Genomic DNA, 21,640 nt, shown 5'->3' on the forward strand with positions numbered 1-21,640 from the left:
ATTTTTGTTACCTTGTCCCTCATCTCTTGGCGGAAATCAACATGAAGCTGCTGCTGCGGCGGCAGGCAAGCCGGGAGGTCGCGCGCACCATGGCAAGAATTCTGATCATCAAGGGGCACCAGACCCGTCCGTTTCCGGGAGGGACGTTGAATGCCGCAGCCTGATATCCACCTTTACACCGCGGCCACCATGAACGGTTACAAGCCGGTGATCTTCCTGGAGGAGGCCGGTGTTCCCTATGACCTGACCTTCATCGACTTTGCGAAGAAGGAGCAGAAGGCACCGGACTACATGAAGCTCAATCCGAACGGCCGCATCCCGACGATCGTCGATCGGGGCAATGATGACTTCGCGGTTTTCGAAAGCGGGGCGATCCTCTGGTACCTTGCCGAGAAGTACGGACAGTTCCTGCCTCAAGAGCCGAAAGCGAAATCGGAAACGCTTCAGTGGCTCATGTTCCAGATGGGCGGGATCGGCCCGATGATGGGGCAGGCAATGTACTTTCAGCGGATCGCGGCACCGAACGGACAGGAAGAACCCTTCTCGATCAAGCGCTATGTCGACGAGACGCGACGCCTGCTGGACGTGCTGAACACCCGGCTTGACGGCCGTGAGTGGCTGGCGGGGGATACCTACACGATTGCGGATATGGCAACCTATCCCTGGGCGCGCGCCTATGTCTGGGCGAAGGTGTCCGTGGACGGTCTCGACCACCTCAAGGCATGGTTCGACCGCATCGATGCCCGCCCGGCGGTCCGCAAGGCGCTGACGATACCGAAGGCGCAACCGGCCTTCTGGGGCCAGGCGGACGAAACCGAATTCCTGAAAGAAAATGCGGCGCGTTTTGCCAGCGACGTAAAGGACGCGTAACCTCTTCCGGAGAGGGGCCTCCTCCGGCAACCTGAGCCGCATGGCCGGTGACGGAGCGGGCAAGACGTCAGACCCTCATCGCGGGATGCAGGCCTTGCGGTCTTCGCCGCGATGAGGACAGACTTGTTTTCAGCGGGGCGGCGAAGCCGCCTGGTGTCATTTGGGCGGACGGGGGAACTCTTGGCCAAGGTACTGGTACTATTCGCACATCCGAGACCGGACAGGTCGGAGGTCAATTTCCCGATGTTCGAAACGGCGCAGGGGGTGCAAGGTGTCACCGCCGTTGATCTTTATGCGCGGTATCCGGATTTCAATATCGATGTCGATGCCGAACAGGCGCGTCTCACCGAGCATGACGTCATCATTTTCCAGCACCCGCTCTACTGGTATTCCGCACCCTCGATCATGAAGGAATGGCAGGACCTCGTCCTGGAATACGGGTTTGCCTACGGACAGCACGGACACGCGCTCGATGACAAGGTGTTCCTGAACGCGGTGACGACAGGTGCCAAGTCGGCGGCCTACTCGGAAGAGGGCATGAACCACGCGGACCTGCGCAGCCTGCTGGCCCCGTTTGAAAAGACCGCTGATCTGTGCCGGATGACATATCTCGCGCCGTTTGTTCTGTTCGGTGCCGGGCGGGCGGTGGAAGAGGGCCGTCTCGATGTGCATCGCAATGCCTATGACGACCTGCTGAAGGCGCTGGTGGCCGAGCGGCTGGATCTTGAAAAGGCAGCCCGGGCCGACGTTCTGACCGAAGATCTTTACGATTTTCTTCTTAAGGGGGAGCCTGCCTGATGGAGCTTCTCAGCGATGCATTCGTCTATCTGTGCGCGGCCGTCATCGCCGTGCCGATCGCCAACAGGCTCGGTCTCGGTTCGGTCCTGGGGTACCTGATTGCCGGCGTTGTCATCGGGCCGGTGCTCGGGATCGTCGGGTCCGAAACCACGGAGGTGCAGCATTTCGCCGAATTCGGCGTGGTGATGATGCTGTTCCTGGTCGGCCTCGAGCTGCAACCCGCCGTGCTCTGGAAGATGCGCAAGCAGCTGATCGGCCTCGGCGGACTTCAGGTCGTCGGCACGACTGCCGTCTTTGCCGGGATCGCGCTTGCCTTCGGCCTTGCCTGGCAGGCGGCCCTTGCCCTAGGTATGATCCTCGCCCTGTCCTCGACCGCCATCGTGCTTCAGACCCTCAATGAAAAAGGCTGGCTCAAGACCCAGGGCGGACAGAGTTCCTTTTCCGTACTGCTGACCCAGGACATTGCCGTGATCCCGATGCTGGCGATCCTGCCGCTTCTTGCAGTCGGCCACGCCACCGGCGGCGGCGCGGCGCATTCGGACGGCCATGGTGGACACGATGGCGGCGGCGCGCATGGCGGCGAGGCACTCGCCGCGCTGCCGGGATGGGCCCAGGCGCTGGTGATCATCGCCGTCATCATCGCGATCATTGTTGCCGGACGGCATCTGCTGAGGCCTGTGTTCCGGTTCATCGCCGAAGCGCATTTGCGCGAAATCTTCACCGCGACCGCGCTCCTCCTGGTGATCGGTATCGCCCTCCTGATGGATTTCGTCGGATTGTCTCCGGCACTCGGAACGTTCCTCGCAGGGGTCGTTCTTTCCGACAGCGACTACCGGCATGAGCTTGAAAGCGACATCGAACCGTTCAAGGGCCTGCTGCTCGGCCTGTTTTTCCTGACCGTTGGCGCGGGGATCGATTTCAATCTCCTGTTCGGGGCACCGGTCACCATCTTCGGGCTGGCGCTCGGACTGATGGCTGTCAAGTTCGCGCTGTTGTTCGCCCTCGGCACGCTGTTCCGCCTGGATGGTCCGGACCGGTGGCTGTTTGCGCTCGGGCTGGCGCAGGCCGGTGAATTCGCGTTCGTTCTGTTCGGCTTTGCCAGCAGCTCCGGCGCGCTGGAGCAAAGCCTGCTGCAGACAATGACGCTTGTCGTCGCCATCTCGATGCTGCTGACACCGGCGTTGTTCATCCTCTATGAAAAGGTGATCGCGCCAAGGGCTGCGGCCCGGTCGGACCGGGAGCCGGATGTCGTCGACAGCAAGGGCCGCGTGGTGATCGTCGGCATGGGGCGCTTCGGTCAGATCGTCGGGCGGCTCCTGCTGACCAGCGGTTATGACGTCGTGATTCTGGACCACGATCCGCAAACGGTCGAGAATCTCAGCAAGGTCGGCATCCGGACATTTTATGGCGACGCCACACGGCCCGATCTGCTGCACACGGCCGGTGTCGGCGAGGCGGATCTCTTCATCGCCGCGATCGATGACCGGGACAAGCAGACGCTCGTGGTCGAACATGTCGCCAAGACCTATCCGAAGGTCAAGATCCTTGCCCGGGCGCGCGACCGCCACCACGTCTACGAACTGGAAAATGTCGGTGCGCATGTGGCTGAACGTGAGGTTTTCGAAGGGGCGCTGGCGCTTGGAAAGCAGGCGCTCGTCGAGCTCGGAAGCCATCCGTTCCGGGCGCAGACCAAGGCCAAGGAGTTCCGCAATCACGACTTCGCGATGCTCGATGACCTTCGCGAGAACTACAATGACGGCGGCGTCGACAAGTCCTATCTCGATGCCATGCGCGCACATGCGGAAACGCTGTTTGACATCATGAAGGTCGACCGTGGTGAAGAACGCCACGAGCGCACGGAACGGGGCTGGAACCCGCCTCCGAAGAGTGACGCGACCCTGGGACTGACGCCGGAAGGAGAAGACAATCGTGGCTGACATGGCTGACCTCGACTTGGAAAACGTTCTGCAGATCGACATCGTGTCCGATGTCGTCTGTCCCTGGTGCATCGTCGGCTTCAAGCAGCTGGAGGCGGCAATTGCGCAGACAGGCGTTTCCGCCGCCGTCAAATGGCATCCGTTCGAGCTCAATCCGGACATGCCGGACGAGGGAGAGAACCTGCGTGAGCACATCATGCGCAAATACGGGACGAGCCGGGAGCAGTCCCAGGAAGCGCGCAAGCGCCTGACGGAGATCGGGTCGGGTCTCGGCTTCGATTTCCGCTTCACGGACGACATGCGCATGGTGAACACGTTCAAGGCGCATCAGCTCATTCACTGGGCGGCCAGTGAGGGCAAGGAGCATGCGCTGAAAATGGCGCTGTTCGAAGCGTATTTTCAGGCGCGGAAAAACCTGAACGAGAACGAGGTCCTTGCCGACGTCGCGGAAGCCGTGGATCTTGACCGTGCCGAGGTGCTGAAGGTGCTGGAGGACGGCCGCTACGCAGACCAGGTGCGCCAGGAGGAAACCTTCTGGACGCAGAACGGAATTCACGGCGTGCCCGCCGTCATCTTCGAGCGCCGCCATCTCGTGTCCGGGGCACAGGGCGTCGACAACTACACGGCGATCATCCGGCAGCTTGCGAACGGTGAGGCGGCCTGAGGCGGTGACCAGAGCCGCAGGCGAACACTCGCTAATTTCCAAACGAATGGGTTCCAGGCTTTCCCTGATTTGCGCAAATGACACCTAAAGAGGCGGCAGCGGACTTGCTATTTCACGTGGTGTTGTCATTCCGGCTGGAGCGAAGTGGAAGGCCGGAACCCAGTAAACGCTTGTCAATGTGTCTTTTCCGATTGCCTACCACTCGCAATACTGGATTCCGGTCTTGCCGCTCGCGCGGTAAACCGGGATGACAATCTCCTGGAAAATCCAGTATCCCGATCTGCAGTTCAGGCGGCGTTGGAGTTGACCGCGTCACAGGTGTTCGAACAGGACCCCGGCAGCCTCGATCGGGCCGGCGGGCGTATCCGCCGGCGCAGAGCCGTAGTTTGTCCAGATCCTGAGATCACCGGCGTCACGGCAGCGCACGCCACCGGCGAGATCCATCGTCGGGATGCGGGCTTTGCCGCACAGATCCTTGAAGAGGCGTGTCCAGGCCGCGTCATCGCACCAGCCGCCGACATAGGTCAGGTTGTCTGAGCGCATGACGGCGGCCTGGCCGTCGTCCAGTTCCAAAATGACATCGGCGGATCCTTCCAGCTCTTCCCGGTAACCGACGAAATGGCCGCCGCCCCTGAGCGGCATCGGCATGTCGGGGCGCGTGCTTTCAACGCGCGAGACGGTCACGTCGAGATCCGGCATGTCCGGCGGCAGCGGGACCGGGATGACCATGTCGGCATTGCGCGCAGCAGAGCGCGGTCCGAGCACGATCTCCGCGTCCGCTTCGGCAAGTGCGCGCTTCAGATCCTGCGGCATGTAGATCATGCCGGGGGCGGCCACGATGCCGTAGCCTGAAAAATCACGTGTCTGCGCCCGCAGGATATCGACCGAGAGGCCCAGTTTGCGAAGCGCCCTGTATGCGTCGAACACGATCTGAAAATAATTCAGCCCGGCGCCGTGCGGCTGGGTCGCCCAGGCAAAGTCCGCATCATAATCGAAGAGGAGGGCGACGGGCGCTTTATGAACGGCAACATCGCCTGCATTGCGCAGTTCGTCGGCGACCTGACGTGCCTCGAGAAGCGCCGGTGCATCGGCATTGTCGGGGCGGAGCATGCCGGCATGCATCTGCTCCTGCGCAAACGGAGCCTGCCGCCAGCGGAAATAGCAGACTGCTTCCGCCCCGTGCGCATAGGCCTCCCACGCCCAAAGGCGCATCATCCCGGGCAGGGGAGCGGGGTTGTAGGGAGCCCAGTTGACCGGGCCGGGCTGCTGTTCCATGACCCACCAGCGGCCCTTGCCAACAGACCGGTAGAGATCGTGGTGAAAGGCCTGAAAGTCGGGGTCGCCCTGGCGCGCATAGGCACGTTGATGCGCGGCATCCGCGCCGACGCGATCCTCGAGGAAACCGAGCGGGTAACTGTCCCAGGTCGCAATGTCGAGGTCGTCCCCCACGTTGAAATGGTCGAACTCGGTAATCCGGCCCATGAAATTGTGGCTGACCGGTGCGTCCGAATGAGCCCGGATGATCTCGACCTGGCGCTTGTTGAAGCTTGCCACCTGATCGGAGGAAAAGCGCCGGAACGCGAGCGTGTGCGACGGGTTCGGCTCGGTGACCGTCAGGTTGGGCAGTCCGATCTCATCGAACGCGCCGTAGTCCATCGACCAGAAGACGTTGCCCCAGGCGCGGTTGAGCGCCTCGATGGTTCCATACCGGTTTTCGAGCCAGGTTCTGAAGGCAGCCAGCGCGGCGCCAGAATAGGAAAGCGTGGTGTCGTGACAGCCGTATTCATTGTCGGTCTGCCAGGCGCCGACATGGGCGTTCCTGCCATAGCGTTCGGCAAACAGCCTGACGATGCGGTCGCACTCTTCGCGATAGCCTTCATGGGAAAAGCAGTAGTGGCGCCGGGACCCGAAGCCGCGTTCCTTGCCGTCCGCGTCCAATGCGACCATGTCGGGATGTTTTGCGACAACCCATCGCGGCGGGGTCGCCGTGGGTGTGCCCAGGACAACCTTCAGACCGGCCTTCCCGAGCACATCGATCGCCCGGTCAAGCCACTCGAACCTCAGATCGCCGGGGGCGGGTTCCAGCCTGGACCATGCGAATTCGCCGATACGAACCCAGGTGAGGCCCGCGTCCACCATGCGCCGGGCGTCGGCTTCCCACATTTCCTCCGGCCAGTGTTCCGGGTAGTAGCAGGTTCCAAGCGTACGCTTCATGTCAGAGCCCTTTTGAACAATACGGGGCCATTCGACCCGGACTGCAGGAACATTTGTCCGGTTGGTTGGCATCCAAATGTATTCAAAGAATGACGCGGTGTTCCGGCTGACCGACTGCGGCTGTCTGCGCGAAATAGGTCTGGCCTTCGACCATCCCGTCCAGCCCTTCGGCTGCCGTTGTTGCGAAGAGCGTGCTGAGATCGGCGCCACCGAAAGCCGGGCAGGACACCTGATGCGCAGTGAAACCGATTTCCTCAACGAAACTGCCGTTGGGCGCGTATCTGGCAACCCTGTTCGCGCCCCATTGTGCGTTCCAAAGATGGCCGTCCGCGTCGATGACGGCGCCGTCGGGATTGAGACCCTCCTGCGACAGGTCCGCAAAGAGCGTCGGTGTGCCGCCCGGCCAGCCGTCGGCATCCAGGGCGACCTGCTGAATGGACCGGGTTGCCGTGTCGGCAAAATAGGCGGTCTGGCCGTCCGGAGCGAAACAGATCGCATTGGAGATGGTGATACCGCTGTAGAGCCGGCGCAGCTCGCCTCTGTAGTAGCGGTAGATCGACCCTTTGCCCTGTTCGGCATTGAACCCCATCGTCCCGATCCAGAAGCCGCCCTTCGGGTCGGCACGCCCGTCATTCGAGCGCGTCACCGGATCGTCCGCTTCCAGGTCGCAGAGCTTTGTCTGTGCCTCGGTGTCGAGATTGAACAGGAACAGCCTGCTCGCGCTTGCGATGATCAGCTCCGACTTGCTGACCCAGCCCGCCGCGGAGACATATTCGTCGAATTCCCAGCTGCCGGCCTTGCCGTTTTCGCGGGTCATCAGCTGCTTGCTCAGGATGTCGAACCAGAACAGCTGCTGCCGCTCGGGGTGCCAGAGCGGCCCTTCACCGAGCACGCAGCGGCGCGCGTCAAACACGTTGCTCATGCCAGTTTATCCAGTTGCCGACGTGGCGGCGTCATAGGCCTCGACGATCCGTTCGGCCCGGTCCTTGATTTCCGCGACGGTCAGACCCGGCTTGAAGAGAGCGGTTCCGATCCCGAAGCCGGTCGCGCCGGCTGCAAGCCAGGCGCCGAAATTGTCGGGACCGGCCCCGCCGACCGCGTAGGTTGGAGTCCCCTTCGGAAGAACCGCAAGCACGGCTTTCAAGCCGTCCGGCCCGATCAGCGAGGCCGGGAAAAACTTCAGTCCGTCCGCACCGTTGTGGAGTGCCGTAAAGCACTCGCTCGGCGTCATGACGCCCGGGAAGGACAACATGTCTTCCGCCTTTGTTGCCAGGATGACGTCCGGATTGCAGTCCGGCGACACAATGAGGGTTCCCCCGGCCGCCCTGACCTGAAGCACCTGATCCGCGGAAAGCACGGTGCCGGCGCCGATCTCGGCGCGGCCGGCAAAGGTCTTTGCCATGGCTTCGATGCTCTTCAGCGGTTCGGGCGAGTTCAGCGGCACCTCGATCCGGGTGATGCCTGCATTCAGGATGCATTCGGTGACGGGCAATGCCTCCTGCGGGGTCACGCCCCTCAAAATGGCAATCAGATTTCGGCTCATCAGGAAACCTTCGAATATGTTGAATGTGCCAGCGCGAGGCCGTTCAGCGTGATGGAGGCCGCGTCCAGCATCGATGCGGTGTGCCCGAGTTTACCCAGGGCTGCGTGATAGGCCTTCGCGATGTGATCGCTGCCCAGAAGAGACACGGACGCAAGGTCGAAGTCATCCCTGACGGCTGCGATTTCCGCGCCGATCAGCAGACCGGAGAGACGGCCCCTTGCGGTATCGGCGGGCATGCCCGAGACGAGACCCGATGCACGAATGCCGAACAGGCTTGCGGCGAGGGACTGCGGGCGCTGCGTGACCTCATGAACGGCATTTTCGAACGCGGTCTCGTCCAGTTCGGAAGAATCGACACTGTGGCGCAAGACCGATTGCCGTGTCAGGAGCGCAAAAAGTTCGCCGCTCATGCAGGTTCTGAAATGCTCGACAACCCCTTTTCTCATGGCAACCCACTTGGTGTGCGTGCCTGGCAGACAGAGCGTTCCGGAGTGACCGGCATTTGCCGCGAGGAAACCGGCAATCTGTGTTTCTTCGCCCCTCATGACATCGGCGGGGTCGGCCTGCTTGATGCCGGGAAGGATATGGACGTCAAGGCGGCGATCGGCCGTTTCCACGATGGTCGCGTCCTTGAGCTCCGGGGGCGTGCAGGGCGTGGACTTGTAAGGCGCTTCCGCCCAGCCCTGGCGTGAGCCGGCCATGCCGCAGACAATCACCGGCGTCTTGACGCCCGCGACGAGAATGTCATCGATGAGCGTCAGCAGTGTCGGTTCGAATTCGTCACGGGCAAGACTGCTCATGCCTTTGCCGGATGTGCGGTGGGCCAGAACGTCGCCGCGAGAATCAAGCGCCCAGACGCGCAGATTGGTTGTGCCCCAATCCACCGCGATCCAGTCCGCTTTTGCCTGAAGGCTCATCCCGTCACCACTACTCCGCCGTCAACCACGAGCGATTGTCCGGTCATTCCACGGCTGGTCTTTGCCGCAAGGAACAGCACCGGGTCAACCATATCTTCCGGCGACAGCTCGAATTTGAGACACTGCCGGTCGATATGCGCGGCGAGGGCCTCCGGTGTCACCCAGAGATCTTTCTGTCTTTGCGTCAGAACCCAGCCGGGTGCGATCGCATTGACGCGAATGTTGTCCGGGCCGAATTCCCTCGCGAGGCTGCGTGTCATGCCGTTGATGCCGGAATTGGCCGTCGTGTAGGCTGCATAGCCGGCGTTGCCCATCATGTAGGAAATCGACGTGAAGTTCACGATCGAGCCGCCCCCGGCCGAGCGCATGCCCGAAATGACATGCTGGCAGGCAAAGAAATAGGCCTTGAGATTGATCGCCTGGGACCAGTCCCAGAAATCCTCGTCCACGTCCTCGGTGGCGTGGCGCTTGTCATTGGCTGCGTTGTTGACAAGGACCGTGATCGGCCCGTGCGCCTCGGCAGCCTTGTCCATGGTGCCTTTCAGCTCGGCGATGTTGGATATGTCGCACGGCTGATAGAAGGGGCGGTTGGAGTGCCGGCGCTCCATCTCGTCGCAGAACTCGCTCGCGTCCGAGCGCTGGACGAAGGCAACGCGCGCGCCCTGCGCCAGGAATCCGCTCGTCAGGGCGGCACCGATTCCCGAGCCACCTCCGGTGATGAAGACCGACCTGCCCTTGAGGTCCGGATAGTTTGCGTGCATCAGACGCTTCCTCTTTTCGTGTCGCGGCCGCCCTGGTCCAGGGCCGGGCGACGTCATTCCGTGTTATTGCCGGTGGCCTTCAATCACCCAGATCGTTTCCGGGAACCGCCAGGGCAGTATCAGACCGTGTGACATCAGGTACTGCCCGCTCACGTCCAGTTCCTTTTCCTTCAGGAGTGGTGCGCCGCGGGACAGCCCGGGCGCATCTTCCCGGTTGATCAGACTGATCCTGTAGCGCGCGTCGGCGTCGAGACCCGTCAGGCGCAGCGGTTGCTGAAGGATCGGGTCCGAGGCGCGCAAGAGCGCTGCAAACACCACGAACCTGGTGCCATCCCCGGCCAGCTGCTGTTCCGCGACAACAGCCGGGTCGGACGCGTCAAGCCGCAATATGTCGGCCCGCATCATCCAGTCCCGGTTCGCCTTCCACCAGCCGGTGACCGCCTTCAGGGTCTCGATCTCGCCGTCGGACAACTCGCGCGGATCCATTTCGAAACCCAGGTTTCTTTGCGCCGCAGTCCAGGCACGCAGCGTCATGCCGAGCGTGCGCCCGGACGTGTGGCTGACACGCGGCCCGACATGAGACCCGGTGACCGACGCAGGCAGGAACAGTGCGGCCTCGTGCTGAATGCGCTGGCGCTCAAGGGCGTCGTTGCTGTCGGAGAGCCATACTCTCTGGGTACGTTCGAGGATGCCGAAGTCGATCCTGCCGCCGCCGGATGCACAGCTCTCGATCTCGACATGGGGAAAATCTGCGCGCAGCCTGTCGATCAGTGCATAGACGCCTTCTGTCTGGGCCGCGTCGACAACGGGCAGAACCCGGTTGTGATCCCACTTGATGTAACCGATGTCGTTCTGGGCAAGGGTTGCCGAGATGCAGTCGTAGAGATAGGCGCGCACGTCCTCCCGCGCCATGTCGAGAACAAGCTGCTGGCGTCCTCTAACCTGATCCAGCGGACCGAGAACCCAGTCCGGGCGGCTCCTGAAAAGATCACTGTCCTCGTTGATCATTTCAGGCTCGAACCAGATCCCGAATTCGAGGCCGAGCGCTTTGACATGGTCGATCAACGGGGTCAGTCCGTCGGGGTATTTCCGATTGTCGATACCCCAGTCGCCGAGGGAAGACGTGTCGTCATCCCTCAGTCCAAACCAGCCGTCATCAAGGACAAAACGCTCGGCCCCCAGGCCCGCCGCCCTGGTTGCGATCGCCTTCAGTTCTTCCAGGTCGTGATCGAAATAAACCGCTTCCCAGCAGTTGTAGTGCACGGGACGGGGCTGTCTCGCACCGACCACGATGTGGTCGCGCAGGTGTCTCTGGAAACGGACGGCCGCGCCGTTGAAACCCGCGCCGGAATAGGTGGCATAGAGCGGCGCCGTGCTGAAGCTGCGATCCCCTTTCATGCTTGCCGACGCGTGCCCGAACTGAACCTGACGTCTGCCGTCGGCGAGTTGTTCGGCTACCATCCGGTGTCCGCCCGACCAGCCATAGTGGAATGCATAGGCCTCGCCGGAGGTGTTGCAGGTCTGGCCGGAACAGGCAATCAGCCCTGGAAAATGGGCGTGGTCCGATCTGCCGGTCCTGTTGTCGCGCGTCCGGGCACCCGGGGCAAAAGGCAACCTGCGGGTCTGGAACTCCGCGCACCATCGGCCCGAGAACTCGATCATGTCGCCGATATGGGCGGGGACCTGGAAGACGGGCGCCGCCAGCCAGTCGACGGTGATTTCGCGCGCACTTTCCAGACGGGTCTGCATCCGGAACAGCGATGTCCCGGGTGTCAGAGACAGATCGAGGACGAGGCTGAGTTCAAGGTCGCTGTCGGTGTAGACAAGGATCAGGCCGTGTTCAGACACGGTTTCGCTCTTAAAGCGGAACCTGGGTAACAGGGCCCGGCCTTCGGCGTCACGTCCGGTCAGGCCGACCTGGCCGGGGAAGGTCTGCGAGGCTTCCGGACAGAGACTGATCGGAGCGTTCCTGTCGACCATGCCGCCGGTGACATCGGTTGCCGATGCCGCCGCCAGCGACGGCAGGTCTTCGTGTGCGGGAAGAGGGGCCCCCCAGTAAACCGCCTCGGGCAGGCCATCTGCAAAGCTGGCGAGAACCAGGCTCTGATGACGATCGCCAAGATGCCAGGTCTTCGCCTGCATTCCCAAGACTCCCGCACTCTCTCTTGTGTCCAGACCGGCCTTTCGGAGGCCGATCATTTCACGGCCCCGAGTGTCAGACCGGCAATGAAGTGCCGTTGCATCAAAAAGAACATTGCGACCGGCGGCAACGCGGCAACGATGGAACCGGCGCTCATCAGGTGATAGGCGGCTCGGTACTGTGCGTTGAAGGAGGTGATCCCCGCAGTGACCGGCTGGCTTTCGACACCCTGCGTCAGCACGATCGCCCAGAAGTAGTCGTTCCAGATGAAGGTGAACATGAGCACCGCAAGGGCCGCGATCGCCGGTTTCATCAGCGGCAGGACCACGAACCAGAAGATCCGCCATTCCGAGATGCCTTCAACCCGCGCCGCCTCGATGAGCTCGAAGGGGAGTGCGCGGATGAAGTTGCGCATGAACAGGGTGCAGAACCCTGTCTGGAATGCGACGTGAAACAGGACGAGGCCAGTGATCGTGTTGTAGAGACCCAGCTGCAGCGTCAGGTCGCGCACCGGCACCATGAGGATCTGGAACGGCACGAAGTTGCCGGCGACGAACATGAAGAAGATCCAGATATTCGCCTTGAACTTGTAGATGCCGAGCGCGAAGCCGGTCATGCAGGAGAGCGCCACCGCACCGATCACGGTCGGGATCGTGATCTTGAACGAATTCAGCAGGTATTGCGGCATGTCGGATGCCGTGAACACCAGCCAGTAGTTGGTGAAGCCCTTGAACTCGGAAGGCCATCCCCAATAGTTCGCGTTCGCGAAATCGGAATCCGGCTTGATGGAAAAGATGGCGACGGCAATGAGCGGCAGCAGCCAGAGGATCAGCGCCAGCGGCAGGAAGGCCTGATACGTGACCTGCCAGGAGCGCGGTGTGCGTTCGATCGGTGTCGGAAACATCTCAGCGCGCCTTTTCTTCTTTGTACATCGACCACAGGAAGTAGGCGATGAAGGCCAGCATGATCAGGAACAGGACGACGGCAATCGCAGCGCCATAGCCCATGCGGAACCCGTATTCGGACAGGGCGACCTCGAACATGTAGAAGCTGAGAACGCGGCTGGCGCCGAACGGTCCGCCATTGGTCATGACCGAGATCAGGTCGAACGAACGCAACGCGCCGATGATCGTGACAACGAAGGCGATGAAGGTGGCGGGGCGCAGCTGCGGCACGATGATGTACCAGAGCATTTTCCAGCCCTTGGCCCCATCGAGACGGCCGGCTTCGATCTGCTCCGGATCAACCGCGTTGAGACCCGTCAGGTAGAGGATCATGCAATAGGCGGTCTGCGGCCAGAGACCCGCGACGATGATTCCGACCGTCACCCAGTTCTCGTCGCCGAGGACGTTCATCGGCGGCAGTCCGACGGTGCCAAGCAGGACATTGAGGATGCCGAAGGTCGGATCGTAGAACCATGTGAACACGAGACCGACGACGACCTGGGAGATGACGAACGGGAAAAAGAACAGGGACTTGTAGAGCCGTATTCCGGTGACCGTCTGGTTCAGGAACAGGGCGATGAACAGGCCGGCCGGGATCGCGAGAAGATAGAGCAGCAGCCAGATGACGTTGTTTTTCAAAGACGTGTAGAACGCCTCGTCCCAATAGAGTTCTTCGTAGTTGTAGAGACCGACATACTCCGCCTTGCCGAGCCCGTCCCACTCGTAGAGTGACAGGTTGAAGGACTGGAAGATCGGGAAGATCACGTAAAACAGGAAGAACAGGATTCCTGGAGCCAGGAACAGCCAGGGTGTCAGCTGCTGCTGGTTTCTGTGCCACCACGAGCTCTGGTGGTCTTGGGCAACGGACTCTTGGGCCATGTTTGCCTCTTCAGGATTTGGCTACCGGGACCTTTTCAAGAAGGACAGGGTGCACGGGCACCCTGTCCGGTTCCGAGACGCGGAACTTACTTGTAAATGCGCTCACGGGCGCGATCCAGACGGGCCAGGATCTTGTCCAGGTTGTCCGGCTTGACCATGAATTCCTGCAGGCCTTCCATGGCGACCTTCGCCATTTCAGCCGGTGCGTCACGGTCGAAGAACTGGGCAACACCACCAGGAGAGTTGGTGGACAGCATCTCGAAGCCCTCGACGAGGAACTTGTCGTCGTCAACCGAAGACTGGGCGTTGACCGGCAGCTGGCCGAGGTTCTTGCCGTTGTTGATTTCGGTCTGAACGTCGGGCGACACGACGAAGCGCAGGAACTCGCGGGCCGCTTCCTTGTTCTGGGCATTTGCCGGAATGTGGAAGGTGTCGGTCGGAGCGTCTTCTGCCTTTTCGATGCCCGGCGTGATTTCGACGAACTGGTAGAAATCGAGCTGGTCGTCGCTCAGGCCGGCGTCGCGCAGGGGAGCCACTGCGAAGTTGCCCATCAGATAGGCCGCTGCATCGCCCTGGACCATGAACGGCAGGGCTTCCTGCCAGCTGTAGGTCTGGTGGTTGTCGATGAATGCGCCCATGTCGATGAGTTCGCGCCAGTTGGCGAAGGTCTTGCGGACTTCATCGGACTGCCAGGACGCCTTGCCGGTCAGCAGATCCATGTGGAAGTCGAACCCGTTGGTGCGCATGTTCAGGTAGTCGAACCAGCCGCCTGCGGTCCAGAGGAACTTGGTGCCGATCGTGTAGCACTTCTTGCCGGCATCGATGATCTTCTGGCAGTTGGCTTTTTCCTCTTCCCACGTCGCCGGCTCGCTCAGGCCGAGTTCGTCGAAGATGTCTTTGCGGTAGTAAACGCCCCACTGGTAGTAGGTATAGGGCACGCCCCACTGCTTGCCGTCGATGGTCATCGCGCCCTTGGTCGACGCGAGATTGTCGGCGATCGCGGGCTCGGCCCAGAGATCGGAAACATCCTCGAAGAGGCCTGCCTCGACATAGGGGCGCATGCGGTTGGCCGCATACCAGGTTGCGACATCAGGCGCGTTCGCGGTCAGGAAGTTGCGGATCTGGGTCTTGTAGGCCTCGCGATCGATCACGGTTGTCTCGATGTTGAGGTCGGGGTTCTTCTCCTGGAACTGCGCGATCATCTGTTCCATCGTAGCCCGCGGCGCCGGGTTGGATGTGTCGAGGAAAATTTTCAGATCGCCCGTCAGGCCGTCAGCAGAAACAGCGCCCATCGTGCCTGCCAGAATGGCAAAAGCAGCCGCGGACGTCTTCAACATGGAACGCATGGTGTCCTCCCTTTAGGTTCCATTATGTGAAACTTGGTTTTGTATATTGATACTTTGATGCGATCAGGTTAAGTTGTCAACAGGTCCGGCGAAAAGAAACGGGCCTATGGAGGAAAATATGAACAAGCAGGCCACCGGCGACGGAACTGTCGGCAAAGCGCTCGACGTGCTCGACAGGGTCGCTGCCGTCGGACGTCCGGTCCGCTTCACCGAGCTGCTCTCCGACAGCGTTCATCCCAAGGCGACGCTGTACCGCTTGCTGCAGACGCTGGTGAGCCAGGGCATGCTTGCCTATGACGAAGGGCAGCAGACCTATTCGCTCGGAATTCGTCTCGTGCGGCTGGCCCATGCCGCGTGGCGCCAGAGCTCGATCGCGCCGATCGCGCGCCCGTTCGTTCGCAAGCTGTCGGAGGAGGTCGGAGAAACCGTCCACCTCGCCCAGCTCGATGGCGGGCAGGTGCTCTATGTCGATAAGAGGAACGCGATCAACCCCATCGACATGTACTCGCAGGCCGGCAAGATCGGTCCGGGATACTGCACCGGCGTCGGCAAGGCCCTGCTGGCCTTTCTCGAGCCAGCGGAGCTCGAAGAGGCCATCAAGAAACAGTCGTTCTACCGCTACACACCGGCGACACTCAGTTCAGAGGCCGAGCTCAAAGCCGACCTGGAAGAGATCAGGCGGCAGGGTGTCGCGTTCGACCGGGAGGAGCATGAGCCCGGTATCGTGTGCATCGCTGCGCCGGTGCTATCGTCCAAGGGGCGCCCGATCGGGGCCCTGTCCGTTACCACGTCCACCACACGTAAGGGTCTGGAAGAGCTTTCAAAGGTACAGCCCGTGCTTTTGAAGACCGCTTCCGAAATCGCTGCAGCCGTTGAAGACTGGCAGTTCCCCGCATAAGAAATTCCCAGGGAGAAGAAACCAAATGTCTGGCGTCACGCTGACCAAAGCTGTCAAGAAATATGCCGAACTGCAAGTCATCCACGGCGTGGATCTTCAGATCGAACATGGTGAGTTCTGTGTGTTCGTTGGCCCGTCCGGCTGCGGCAAATCCACCTTGTTGCGCATGATCGCGGGTCTGGAGGAGACCAGCGACGGCAATATCCATATCGGTGGACGTGACGTGACGAAGCTTGACCCGTCCGAGCGCGGCGTCGCGATGGTGTTCCAGACATACGCGCTCTACCCGCACATGTCGGTTGAGGAAAACATGGGCTTCGGCCTGAAGATGAACGGCCACCCCAAGGCGGAAATTGCCGAGAAGGTCGGTGAGGCGAGCCGGATCCTGAAACTCGATCCCTACCTCAAGCGCAAGCCGAAGGCCCTGTCGGGCGGCCAGCGTCAGCGTGTCGCCATTGGCCGTGCCATCGTTCGCGGACCGGAAGTGTTCCTGTTCGACGAACCGCTGTCCAACCTTGATGCCGAACTGCGTGTCGACATGCGGGTCGAGATCGCGCGGCTGCACAAGGATATCGGCGCGACCATGATCTACGTGACTCACGACCAGGTCGAGGCGATGACGCTGGCGGACAAGATCGTCGTCCTGCGCGCGGGCAAGATCGAACAGGTCGGGTCACCCATGAAGCTCTATTCCGACCCTGACAACAGGTTCGTTGCGGGCTTCATCGGCTCGCCGAGCATGAACTTCGTGGAGGGCGTCGCCGAGGAAGGTGCCGTCTCGGTGCCGGCTTTCGGCGGTGCGAGCGTTCCGACGCCGGTTGCGCTTCCGGAAAAAGGCAAGAAAGTTCTCGTCGGTGTCCGCCCGCAACATCTGAAGATTGCCGCGAGTGCGGAAGGCGCAACGGTCGATCTTTGCGAACAGCTCGGCGGTGTCGCCTATTCCTACCTGATCTGCCCGACCGGAGAACGCATCATCGTGGAAACCAAGGGCGAGGAAGCGCCTGTCACGGAAGGGCATGTCGAGATTTCCTTCGATCCGTCCTCGGCCTTCTTCTTCGATGTGGAAACAGAGCAGCGTCTGCGTTGAATTCGGGAACATCTGCCGCCGCTCCAGACCTTGCCGCGCTGGGTCACGTATGACCGAAGAGGCGCCGTCCTTGAACACCACATCCTGAGGAAGCGCGGCAGCGAGGAATATCTCTGCGGTTCTCGGTTCCCTCTCCCATTGGGAGAGGGCCAGGGAGAGGGGCATAGACTTGGAGGCATGCCGACAGTTCTGATCCCTCACCCGGCCTTTCAGGCCGACCTCTCCCACCGGGAGAGGTGACCGGGTTTGCGACTGGTTACGTGCGTGATGCATATTCCTCATCCTGAGGAAGCGCGGCAGCGCTGTCTCGAAGGATGGGCCAAACAGCTGTGAATTCACCGCCCATCCTTCGAGACGCACGCGTGCGTGCTCCTCAGGATGAGGCAGAGGCTCAGCGTGGTCTGCGAACCAAGTCCGGGATGGCGCAAGCTGCGCAGCGATCATAAAAATGCTTTCGGAATTCGTCCACTGATTGCCGCCCCGGCCCCGGGCCGGGGCCTCCCGACGGGCGTTACTCCGGTCCCGGATCAGGTCCGGGACGGCGCGGCTGTATGGCTTCAACCGTGAGGGTCAGCGCAGGCGCGGAGAAGGTCTCTATGCTTCCCCGGTTTCCCTCTCCCATCGGGAGACAGCCAGGGTGAGGGGGCATATGTCCGAGGTATGCCGCATCACGCCTGGTGCCGCTGCCAGCTCTTGACATGAATACTGATTCAGGTTTCATATATGGCAAGCGAAAGGCGAAGATCCAGGGAAGCCTGTTCGCGTACTGGGAGGAAACATGATGACCAAACGCCTTTTCCGCTGGTCTCTGCCACTTGTCGCAGCTGCCGGCCTGCTCGCGGCGGGCGCTGCAGGCGCTTTGGCTGAAGACATCAAGATTGCGCATGTCTATGGCAAGACCGGGCCGTTCGAGGCCTATGCCAAACAGTCCCATACCGGCCTGATGATGGGGCTCGAATATGCCACCGACGGGTCGATGGAGATCGACGGCCGCAAGATCGTCGTGATCGAAAAGGACACGCAGCTGAAGCCGGATATCGGCAAGGCAGCGCTGGCCGAAGCCTATGGCGACGACGAGGTCGATATTGCGGTCGGGCCGGTGTCTTCCGGCGTCGCGCTCGCGATGCTGCCGGTTGCGGAGGAATACGAAAAGCTGCTGATCGTGGAGCCTGCCGTTGCCGATTCCATTACGGGCAGCAACTGGAACCGGTACGTGTTCCGGACGTCGCGCAACTCCTCGCAGGACGCGATCGCCAACGCCGTTGCGCTCGGGCAGGAGGGTGTTTCGATCGCAACGCTCGCGCAGGATTATGCGTTCGGACGGGACGGAGTTGCCGCCTTCAAGGAAGCCCTTGCGGGCACCGGCGCCAATCTCGTTTTCGAGGAATACGCACCGACGGATACCAAGGACTTCACCGCAAACGCGCAGCGCATCTTCGATGCCCTGAAAGACGAGCCGGGCCGCAAGTTCCTGTTCGTGATCTGGGCTGGCGGCGGCAATCCGATCAGCAAGATCCAGGCCATGGAGCCGGAGAGGTTCGGAGTCGAGATCGCGACGGGCGGCAACATCCTGGCGGCCATGAAAGCCTACAAGGAACTGCCGGGCATGGAAGGCGCGACCTACTATTACTACGAAATCCCGAAGAACCCGGTGAACGACTGGCTGGTATCCGAGCACCAGAAACGGTTCGACGCGCCGCCCGATTTCTTCACCGCAGGCGGCATGTCCGCAGGGATCGCGATTGTCGAGGCCATCCGCAAGGCAGGGTCAACGGAAACGGAAGACCTGATCGGTGCAATGGAAGGCATGGAATTCGAAACGCCGAAAGGCAAGATGATGTTCCGCGCCGAAGACCACCAGGCGCTGCAGCCCATGTATCACTTCAAAATCCGGGTCGACCCGGACGTGGAATGGGGCATTCCGGAACTGGTTCGCGAACTGAAGATCGAGGACATGGAGATTCCGGTCCGCAACCAGTAAAGCAAGTGGCGCGTTTCACCCCATCGACCACGCGCCGTTTCCAGAAATCCTGTAAAGTCCCCGGCCGGCACACCAGCACGACCGACCGGCCGGGACTTTGCCGGCAGATGTCTTCAAATTCACAGGATGCGTTCCGGTGGCGACAGAAAAGCCCATTCTCGAAACACGCGACCTGACTATCCGGTTTGGCGGTCACGTCGCGGTTGACCGCGTGTCGTGCAGCTTCGACCGGGGAACGCTGACGGCGATCGTCGGACCGAACGGTGCCGGGAAGACGACCTATTTCAATCTTGTGTCGGGGCAGCTCAGGCCAACGAGTGGCACCGTGACACTGAACGGCGAGGACATCACCAGGCAATCCGTCCCAGAGCGCACCGATCGCGGCATCGGCCGCGCCTTCCAGTTGACGAACCTGTTTCCGACCCTGAGCGTGCGCGAGAACGTGCGTCTTGTCGCACAGTCGAAGGCACGCAAGGGGTTCGACCTGTTTTCGATCGCGGAAAGCCATGTCGAACTTCTGGAGCGCGCCGACCATGTTCTGGCGGAGGTGCGGCTGATCGGTCAGGCCGACCAGATCGTTTCGGCGCTTCCCCATGGCGACCAGCGCAAGCTCGAAGTGGCCCTCCTGATTGCCCTCGGGCCGCAGGTCCTGATGTTCGACGAGCCGACCGCAGGAATGAGCGTTGACGAAGTCCCGATCATTCTGGAGCTGATCCGGAAGCTCAAGGCGGACATGGACCGGACGATTTTGCTGGTGGAGCACAAGATGGACGTGATCCGGTCGCTGGCGGACCGGATCGTGGTCCTGCATAACGGAGAACTGGTCGCCGATGGCGATCCCGCCGAGGTGATCGCGCTGCCCGTGGTGCAGGAGGCCTATCTCGGCAAGGCTCCGGAGGCAGCCTGATGTCCGGAACCCTGCTTTCCCTCTCCGGCGTGCACACCCTGATCGGGCCCTATCACATTTTGCAAGGCGTTGATCTTGTCGTGCCGGAAGGCGGGGTGACCGTTCTCCTCGGACGAAACGGTGCCGGCAAGACAACAACGCTCCGGACCATCATGGGTCTGTGGAGAGCCAGCCAGGGTGAGATCCGTTTCGATGATCACCTGATCACGAAGCTCGACACGCCGGAGATTTCCCGGCGTGGCGTCGCCTATGTGCCGGAGGACATGGGCATCTTCACGGATCTCACGGTCGCCGAGAACATGGCGCTCGCGGCCTCGGCGGGACCGATCGATCAAAAACGTCTCGGATGGATCAAGGATCTGTTTCCTCCGATCGGGACATTCTGGAACGCGTCCGCCGGAACGTTGTCGGGCGGGCAGAAACAGATGCTGTCCGTCGCCCGCGCCATCATCGAACCGCGCCGGCTGATCCTGATCGACGAGCCGACCAAGGGGCTCGCACCGGCAATCATCAACGCGATGACCGACGCCCTGCGCGAGTTGAAACAGACCGACACCACGATCCTGCTCGTGGAACAGAATTTCGCGATGGCGTCCGCCATCGGAGACACGGTCGCCGTCATGGATGACGGCCGCATCATCCACGCAGGCGAGATGCAGGACCTGGTGGCAGACGAGAGCCTGCAGGAGAGACTCATGGGGCTGAGCCTGGAGGCGCATCAATGAGCGAAACCGCAATCAAGCCGCGCATCGAGAAGGTGCCGCTGCGCGAACAGGTGTTGCAGAAACTACCCGTTCTGCTGGTGCCCGTACTCGCGCTGCTGGGGCTCATCGCCATCGGCAACCCGGCAAGCTGGCTGACGCTGACCGTGGCGGGACTTGCCATGGGCATGATGATCTTCATCATGGCCTCCGGGCTGACGGTGGTGTTCGGACTGATGGATGTCATCAATTTCGGCCACGGGGCCTTTGTTGCGGTCGGCGCCTTCGTCGGCTTCACGGTTCTCGCCTGGCTCGCGGGCTGGACAGCCTCGCCGAGCGTCCTGCTCAACCTTGCCGCGGTTCTGATTGCCATCCTCGCGGCTATGGTCGTGACAGGTCTGCTCGGATACGCCTTCGAACGTGTCATCGTGATGCCCGTCTATGGCGAACATCTCAAGCAGATCCTCGTCACGATGGGCGGTCTGATCGTTGCCCAGCAGATGATCTACGTGGTGTGGGGGCCGGATGAACTGCATATATCCCGCCCCGAGGCGTTTCAGGGCTCGGTGGTGTTCGGTGAGGCGGCCATCGAGAAATACAGGCTCGTGGCGGTCGCCATCGGGCTCGCCCTGTTTCTTGCCATGCGCCATGTCCTGAAGAACACGAAGGTCGGCCTGCTTGTGAGGGCTGGGGTCGAGAACGGCGAAATGGTCGAGGCACTCGGATACAGGATCCGCCGGCTGTTCCTGATCGTGTTCATGACCGGGTCGGCGCTTGCCGGGCTCGGCGGCGTGATGTGGGGGCTTTACCAGGAGACGATCACCGCACATATGGGATCGGAGATCATGGTGCTGGTCTTCATCGTGGTGATCATCGGCGGGCTCGGGTCGGTCGAGGGCTGCTTCATCGGGGCCTTGCTCGTCGGTCTGCTCGCCAATTATACCGCGTTCCTGGCGCCCAAGGTGGCGCTGATCTCGACCATCGCGCTCATGGTGGTGATCCTGATGTGGCGGCCGCAGGGCCTTTATCCTGTCGTCAAGGCAAAGTGAGGGG

General features: G+C 61.5%; 20 protein-coding genes. 11 read left to right on the forward strand and 9 right to left on the reverse strand.

The window, feature by feature from the left end; genetic code table 11:
• Positions 1-41: 41 nt before the first annotated feature.
• From ACO08A_RS15255 to ACO08A_RS15275, 5 genes are all read left to right on the forward strand, one after another.
• Entirely contained in the window at positions 42-164 is a 123-nt protein-coding gene (locus tag ACO08A_RS15255) for a hypothetical protein (RefSeq protein ID WP_422036863.1), read from the forward strand.
• Positions 151-870, forward strand: a complete 720-nt coding sequence (locus ACO08A_RS15260) for a glutathione S-transferase family protein (protein WP_422036864.1) — start codon at positions 151-153, stop codon at positions 868-870. The genes ACO08A_RS15255 and ACO08A_RS15260 overlap by 14 nt, the downstream gene beginning before the upstream one ends.
• A gap of 180 nt (positions 871-1,050) precedes the next feature.
• Positions 1,051-1,668 (forward strand): NAD(P)H-dependent oxidoreductase, encoded by a 618-nt coding sequence (locus tag ACO08A_RS15265; protein ID WP_422036865.1) that lies wholly within the window; start codon positions 1,051-1,053, stop codon positions 1,666-1,668.
• A complete protein-coding gene (locus ACO08A_RS15270; RefSeq protein WP_422036866.1) occupies positions 1,668-3,605 on the forward strand; it encodes a monovalent cation:proton antiporter-2 (CPA2) family protein in 1,938 nt (645 codons plus the stop codon). The genes ACO08A_RS15265 and ACO08A_RS15270 overlap by 1 nt, the downstream gene beginning before the upstream one ends.
• Before the next feature lies 1 nt (position 3,606).
• Positions 3,607-4,269: a DsbA family oxidoreductase gene (locus ACO08A_RS15275; protein WP_422041764.1), complete on the forward strand. Its 663-nt coding sequence runs from the start codon at positions 3,607-3,609 to the stop codon at positions 4,267-4,269.
• 312 nt (positions 4,270-4,581) lie between these two features.
• Here the strand turns inward: ACO08A_RS15275 and ACO08A_RS15280 are convergent, their stop codons facing one another.
• The 9 genes from ACO08A_RS15280 to ACO08A_RS15320 form a co-directional block, all read right to left on the reverse strand.
• On the reverse strand, positions 4,582-6,483 hold the full coding sequence (locus ACO08A_RS15280; RefSeq protein ID WP_422036867.1) for a beta-galactosidase: 1,902 nt from the start codon (positions 6,481-6,483) through the stop codon (positions 4,582-4,584).
• Positions 6,484-6,565: 82 nt separating this feature from the next.
• A complete protein-coding gene (locus ACO08A_RS15285; protein ID WP_422036868.1) occupies positions 6,566-7,405 on the reverse strand; it encodes an SMP-30/gluconolactonase/LRE family protein in 840 nt (279 codons plus the stop codon).
• Between the two features lie 6 nt (positions 7,406-7,411).
• Entirely contained in the window at positions 7,412-8,026 is a 615-nt protein-coding gene (locus tag ACO08A_RS15290) for a 2-dehydro-3-deoxy-6-phosphogalactonate aldolase (RefSeq protein WP_422036869.1), read from the reverse strand.
• Positions 8,026-8,943 (reverse strand): 2-dehydro-3-deoxygalactonokinase, encoded by a 918-nt coding sequence (locus ACO08A_RS15295; protein ID WP_422036870.1) that lies wholly within the window; start codon positions 8,941-8,943, stop codon positions 8,026-8,028. The genes ACO08A_RS15290 and ACO08A_RS15295 overlap by 1 nt, the downstream gene beginning before the upstream one ends.
• The gene (locus ACO08A_RS15300) at positions 8,940-9,704 is read right to left on the reverse strand and encodes an SDR family NAD(P)-dependent oxidoreductase (protein WP_421979670.1); all 765 of its coding nucleotides are present in this window, start codon (positions 9,702-9,704) and stop codon (positions 8,940-8,942) included. Before ACO08A_RS15300 ends, ACO08A_RS15295 begins: the two co-directional genes overlap by 4 nt.
• 63 nt (positions 9,705-9,767) lie before the next feature.
• A complete protein-coding gene (locus tag ACO08A_RS15305) occupies positions 9,768-11,846 on the reverse strand; it encodes an alpha-galactosidase (protein WP_422036871.1) in 2,079 nt (692 codons plus the stop codon).
• Positions 11,847-11,899: 53 nt separating this feature from the next.
• A complete protein-coding gene (locus ACO08A_RS15310; RefSeq protein ID WP_421979668.1) occupies positions 11,900-12,748 on the reverse strand; it encodes a carbohydrate ABC transporter permease in 849 nt (282 codons plus the stop codon).
• A 1-nt stretch (position 12,749) separates the two neighbouring features.
• On the reverse strand, positions 12,750-13,667 hold the full coding sequence (locus tag ACO08A_RS15315; protein WP_422036872.1) for a carbohydrate ABC transporter permease: 918 nt from the start codon (positions 13,665-13,667) through the stop codon (positions 12,750-12,752).
• Positions 13,668-13,753: 86 nt separating this feature from the next.
• Entirely contained in the window at positions 13,754-15,013 is a 1,260-nt protein-coding gene (locus ACO08A_RS15320) for an ABC transporter substrate-binding protein (RefSeq protein WP_421979666.1), read from the reverse strand.
• Positions 15,014-15,131: 118 nt separating this feature from the next.
• On the opposite strand from ACO08A_RS15320, the gene ACO08A_RS15325 reads away from it, so the two are divergent.
• The 6 genes from ACO08A_RS15325 (at position 15,132) to ACO08A_RS15350 (ending at position 21,636) form a co-directional block, all read left to right on the forward strand.
• The gene (locus ACO08A_RS15325; protein WP_422036873.1) at positions 15,132-15,911 is read left to right on the forward strand and encodes an IclR family transcriptional regulator; all 780 of its coding nucleotides are present in this window, start codon (positions 15,132-15,134) and stop codon (positions 15,909-15,911) included.
• A 25-nt stretch (positions 15,912-15,936) separates the two neighbouring features.
• Complete coding sequence (locus tag ACO08A_RS15330; RefSeq protein WP_422036874.1) at positions 15,937-16,998, forward strand: ABC transporter ATP-binding protein; 1,062 nt, start codon at positions 15,937-15,939, stop codon at positions 16,996-16,998.
• A gap of 781 nt (positions 16,999-17,779) precedes the next feature.
• Positions 17,780-18,979, forward strand: coding sequence for a substrate-binding domain-containing protein (locus tag ACO08A_RS15335; RefSeq protein WP_422036875.1), 1,200 nt, complete (start codon positions 17,780-17,782; stop codon positions 18,977-18,979).
• Between the two features lie 136 nt (positions 18,980-19,115).
• Entirely contained in the window at positions 19,116-19,886 is a 771-nt protein-coding gene (locus ACO08A_RS15340) for an ABC transporter ATP-binding protein (protein WP_422036876.1), read from the forward strand.
• A complete protein-coding gene (locus tag ACO08A_RS15345; RefSeq protein WP_422036877.1) occupies positions 19,886-20,611 on the forward strand; it encodes an ABC transporter ATP-binding protein in 726 nt (241 codons plus the stop codon). The genes ACO08A_RS15340 and ACO08A_RS15345 overlap by 1 nt, the downstream gene beginning before the upstream one ends.
• Complete coding sequence (locus ACO08A_RS15350; protein ID WP_421979658.1) at positions 20,608-21,636, forward strand: branched-chain amino acid ABC transporter permease; 1,029 nt, start codon at positions 20,608-20,610, stop codon at positions 21,634-21,636. Before ACO08A_RS15345 ends, ACO08A_RS15350 begins: the two co-directional genes overlap by 4 nt.
• Positions 21,637-21,640 lie beyond the last annotated feature (4 nt).

Origin of the sequence: Roseibium sp. (assembly GCF_965232425.1) — a bacterium.
Lineage (GTDB): Bacteria > Pseudomonadota > Alphaproteobacteria > Rhizobiales > Stappiaceae > Roseibium.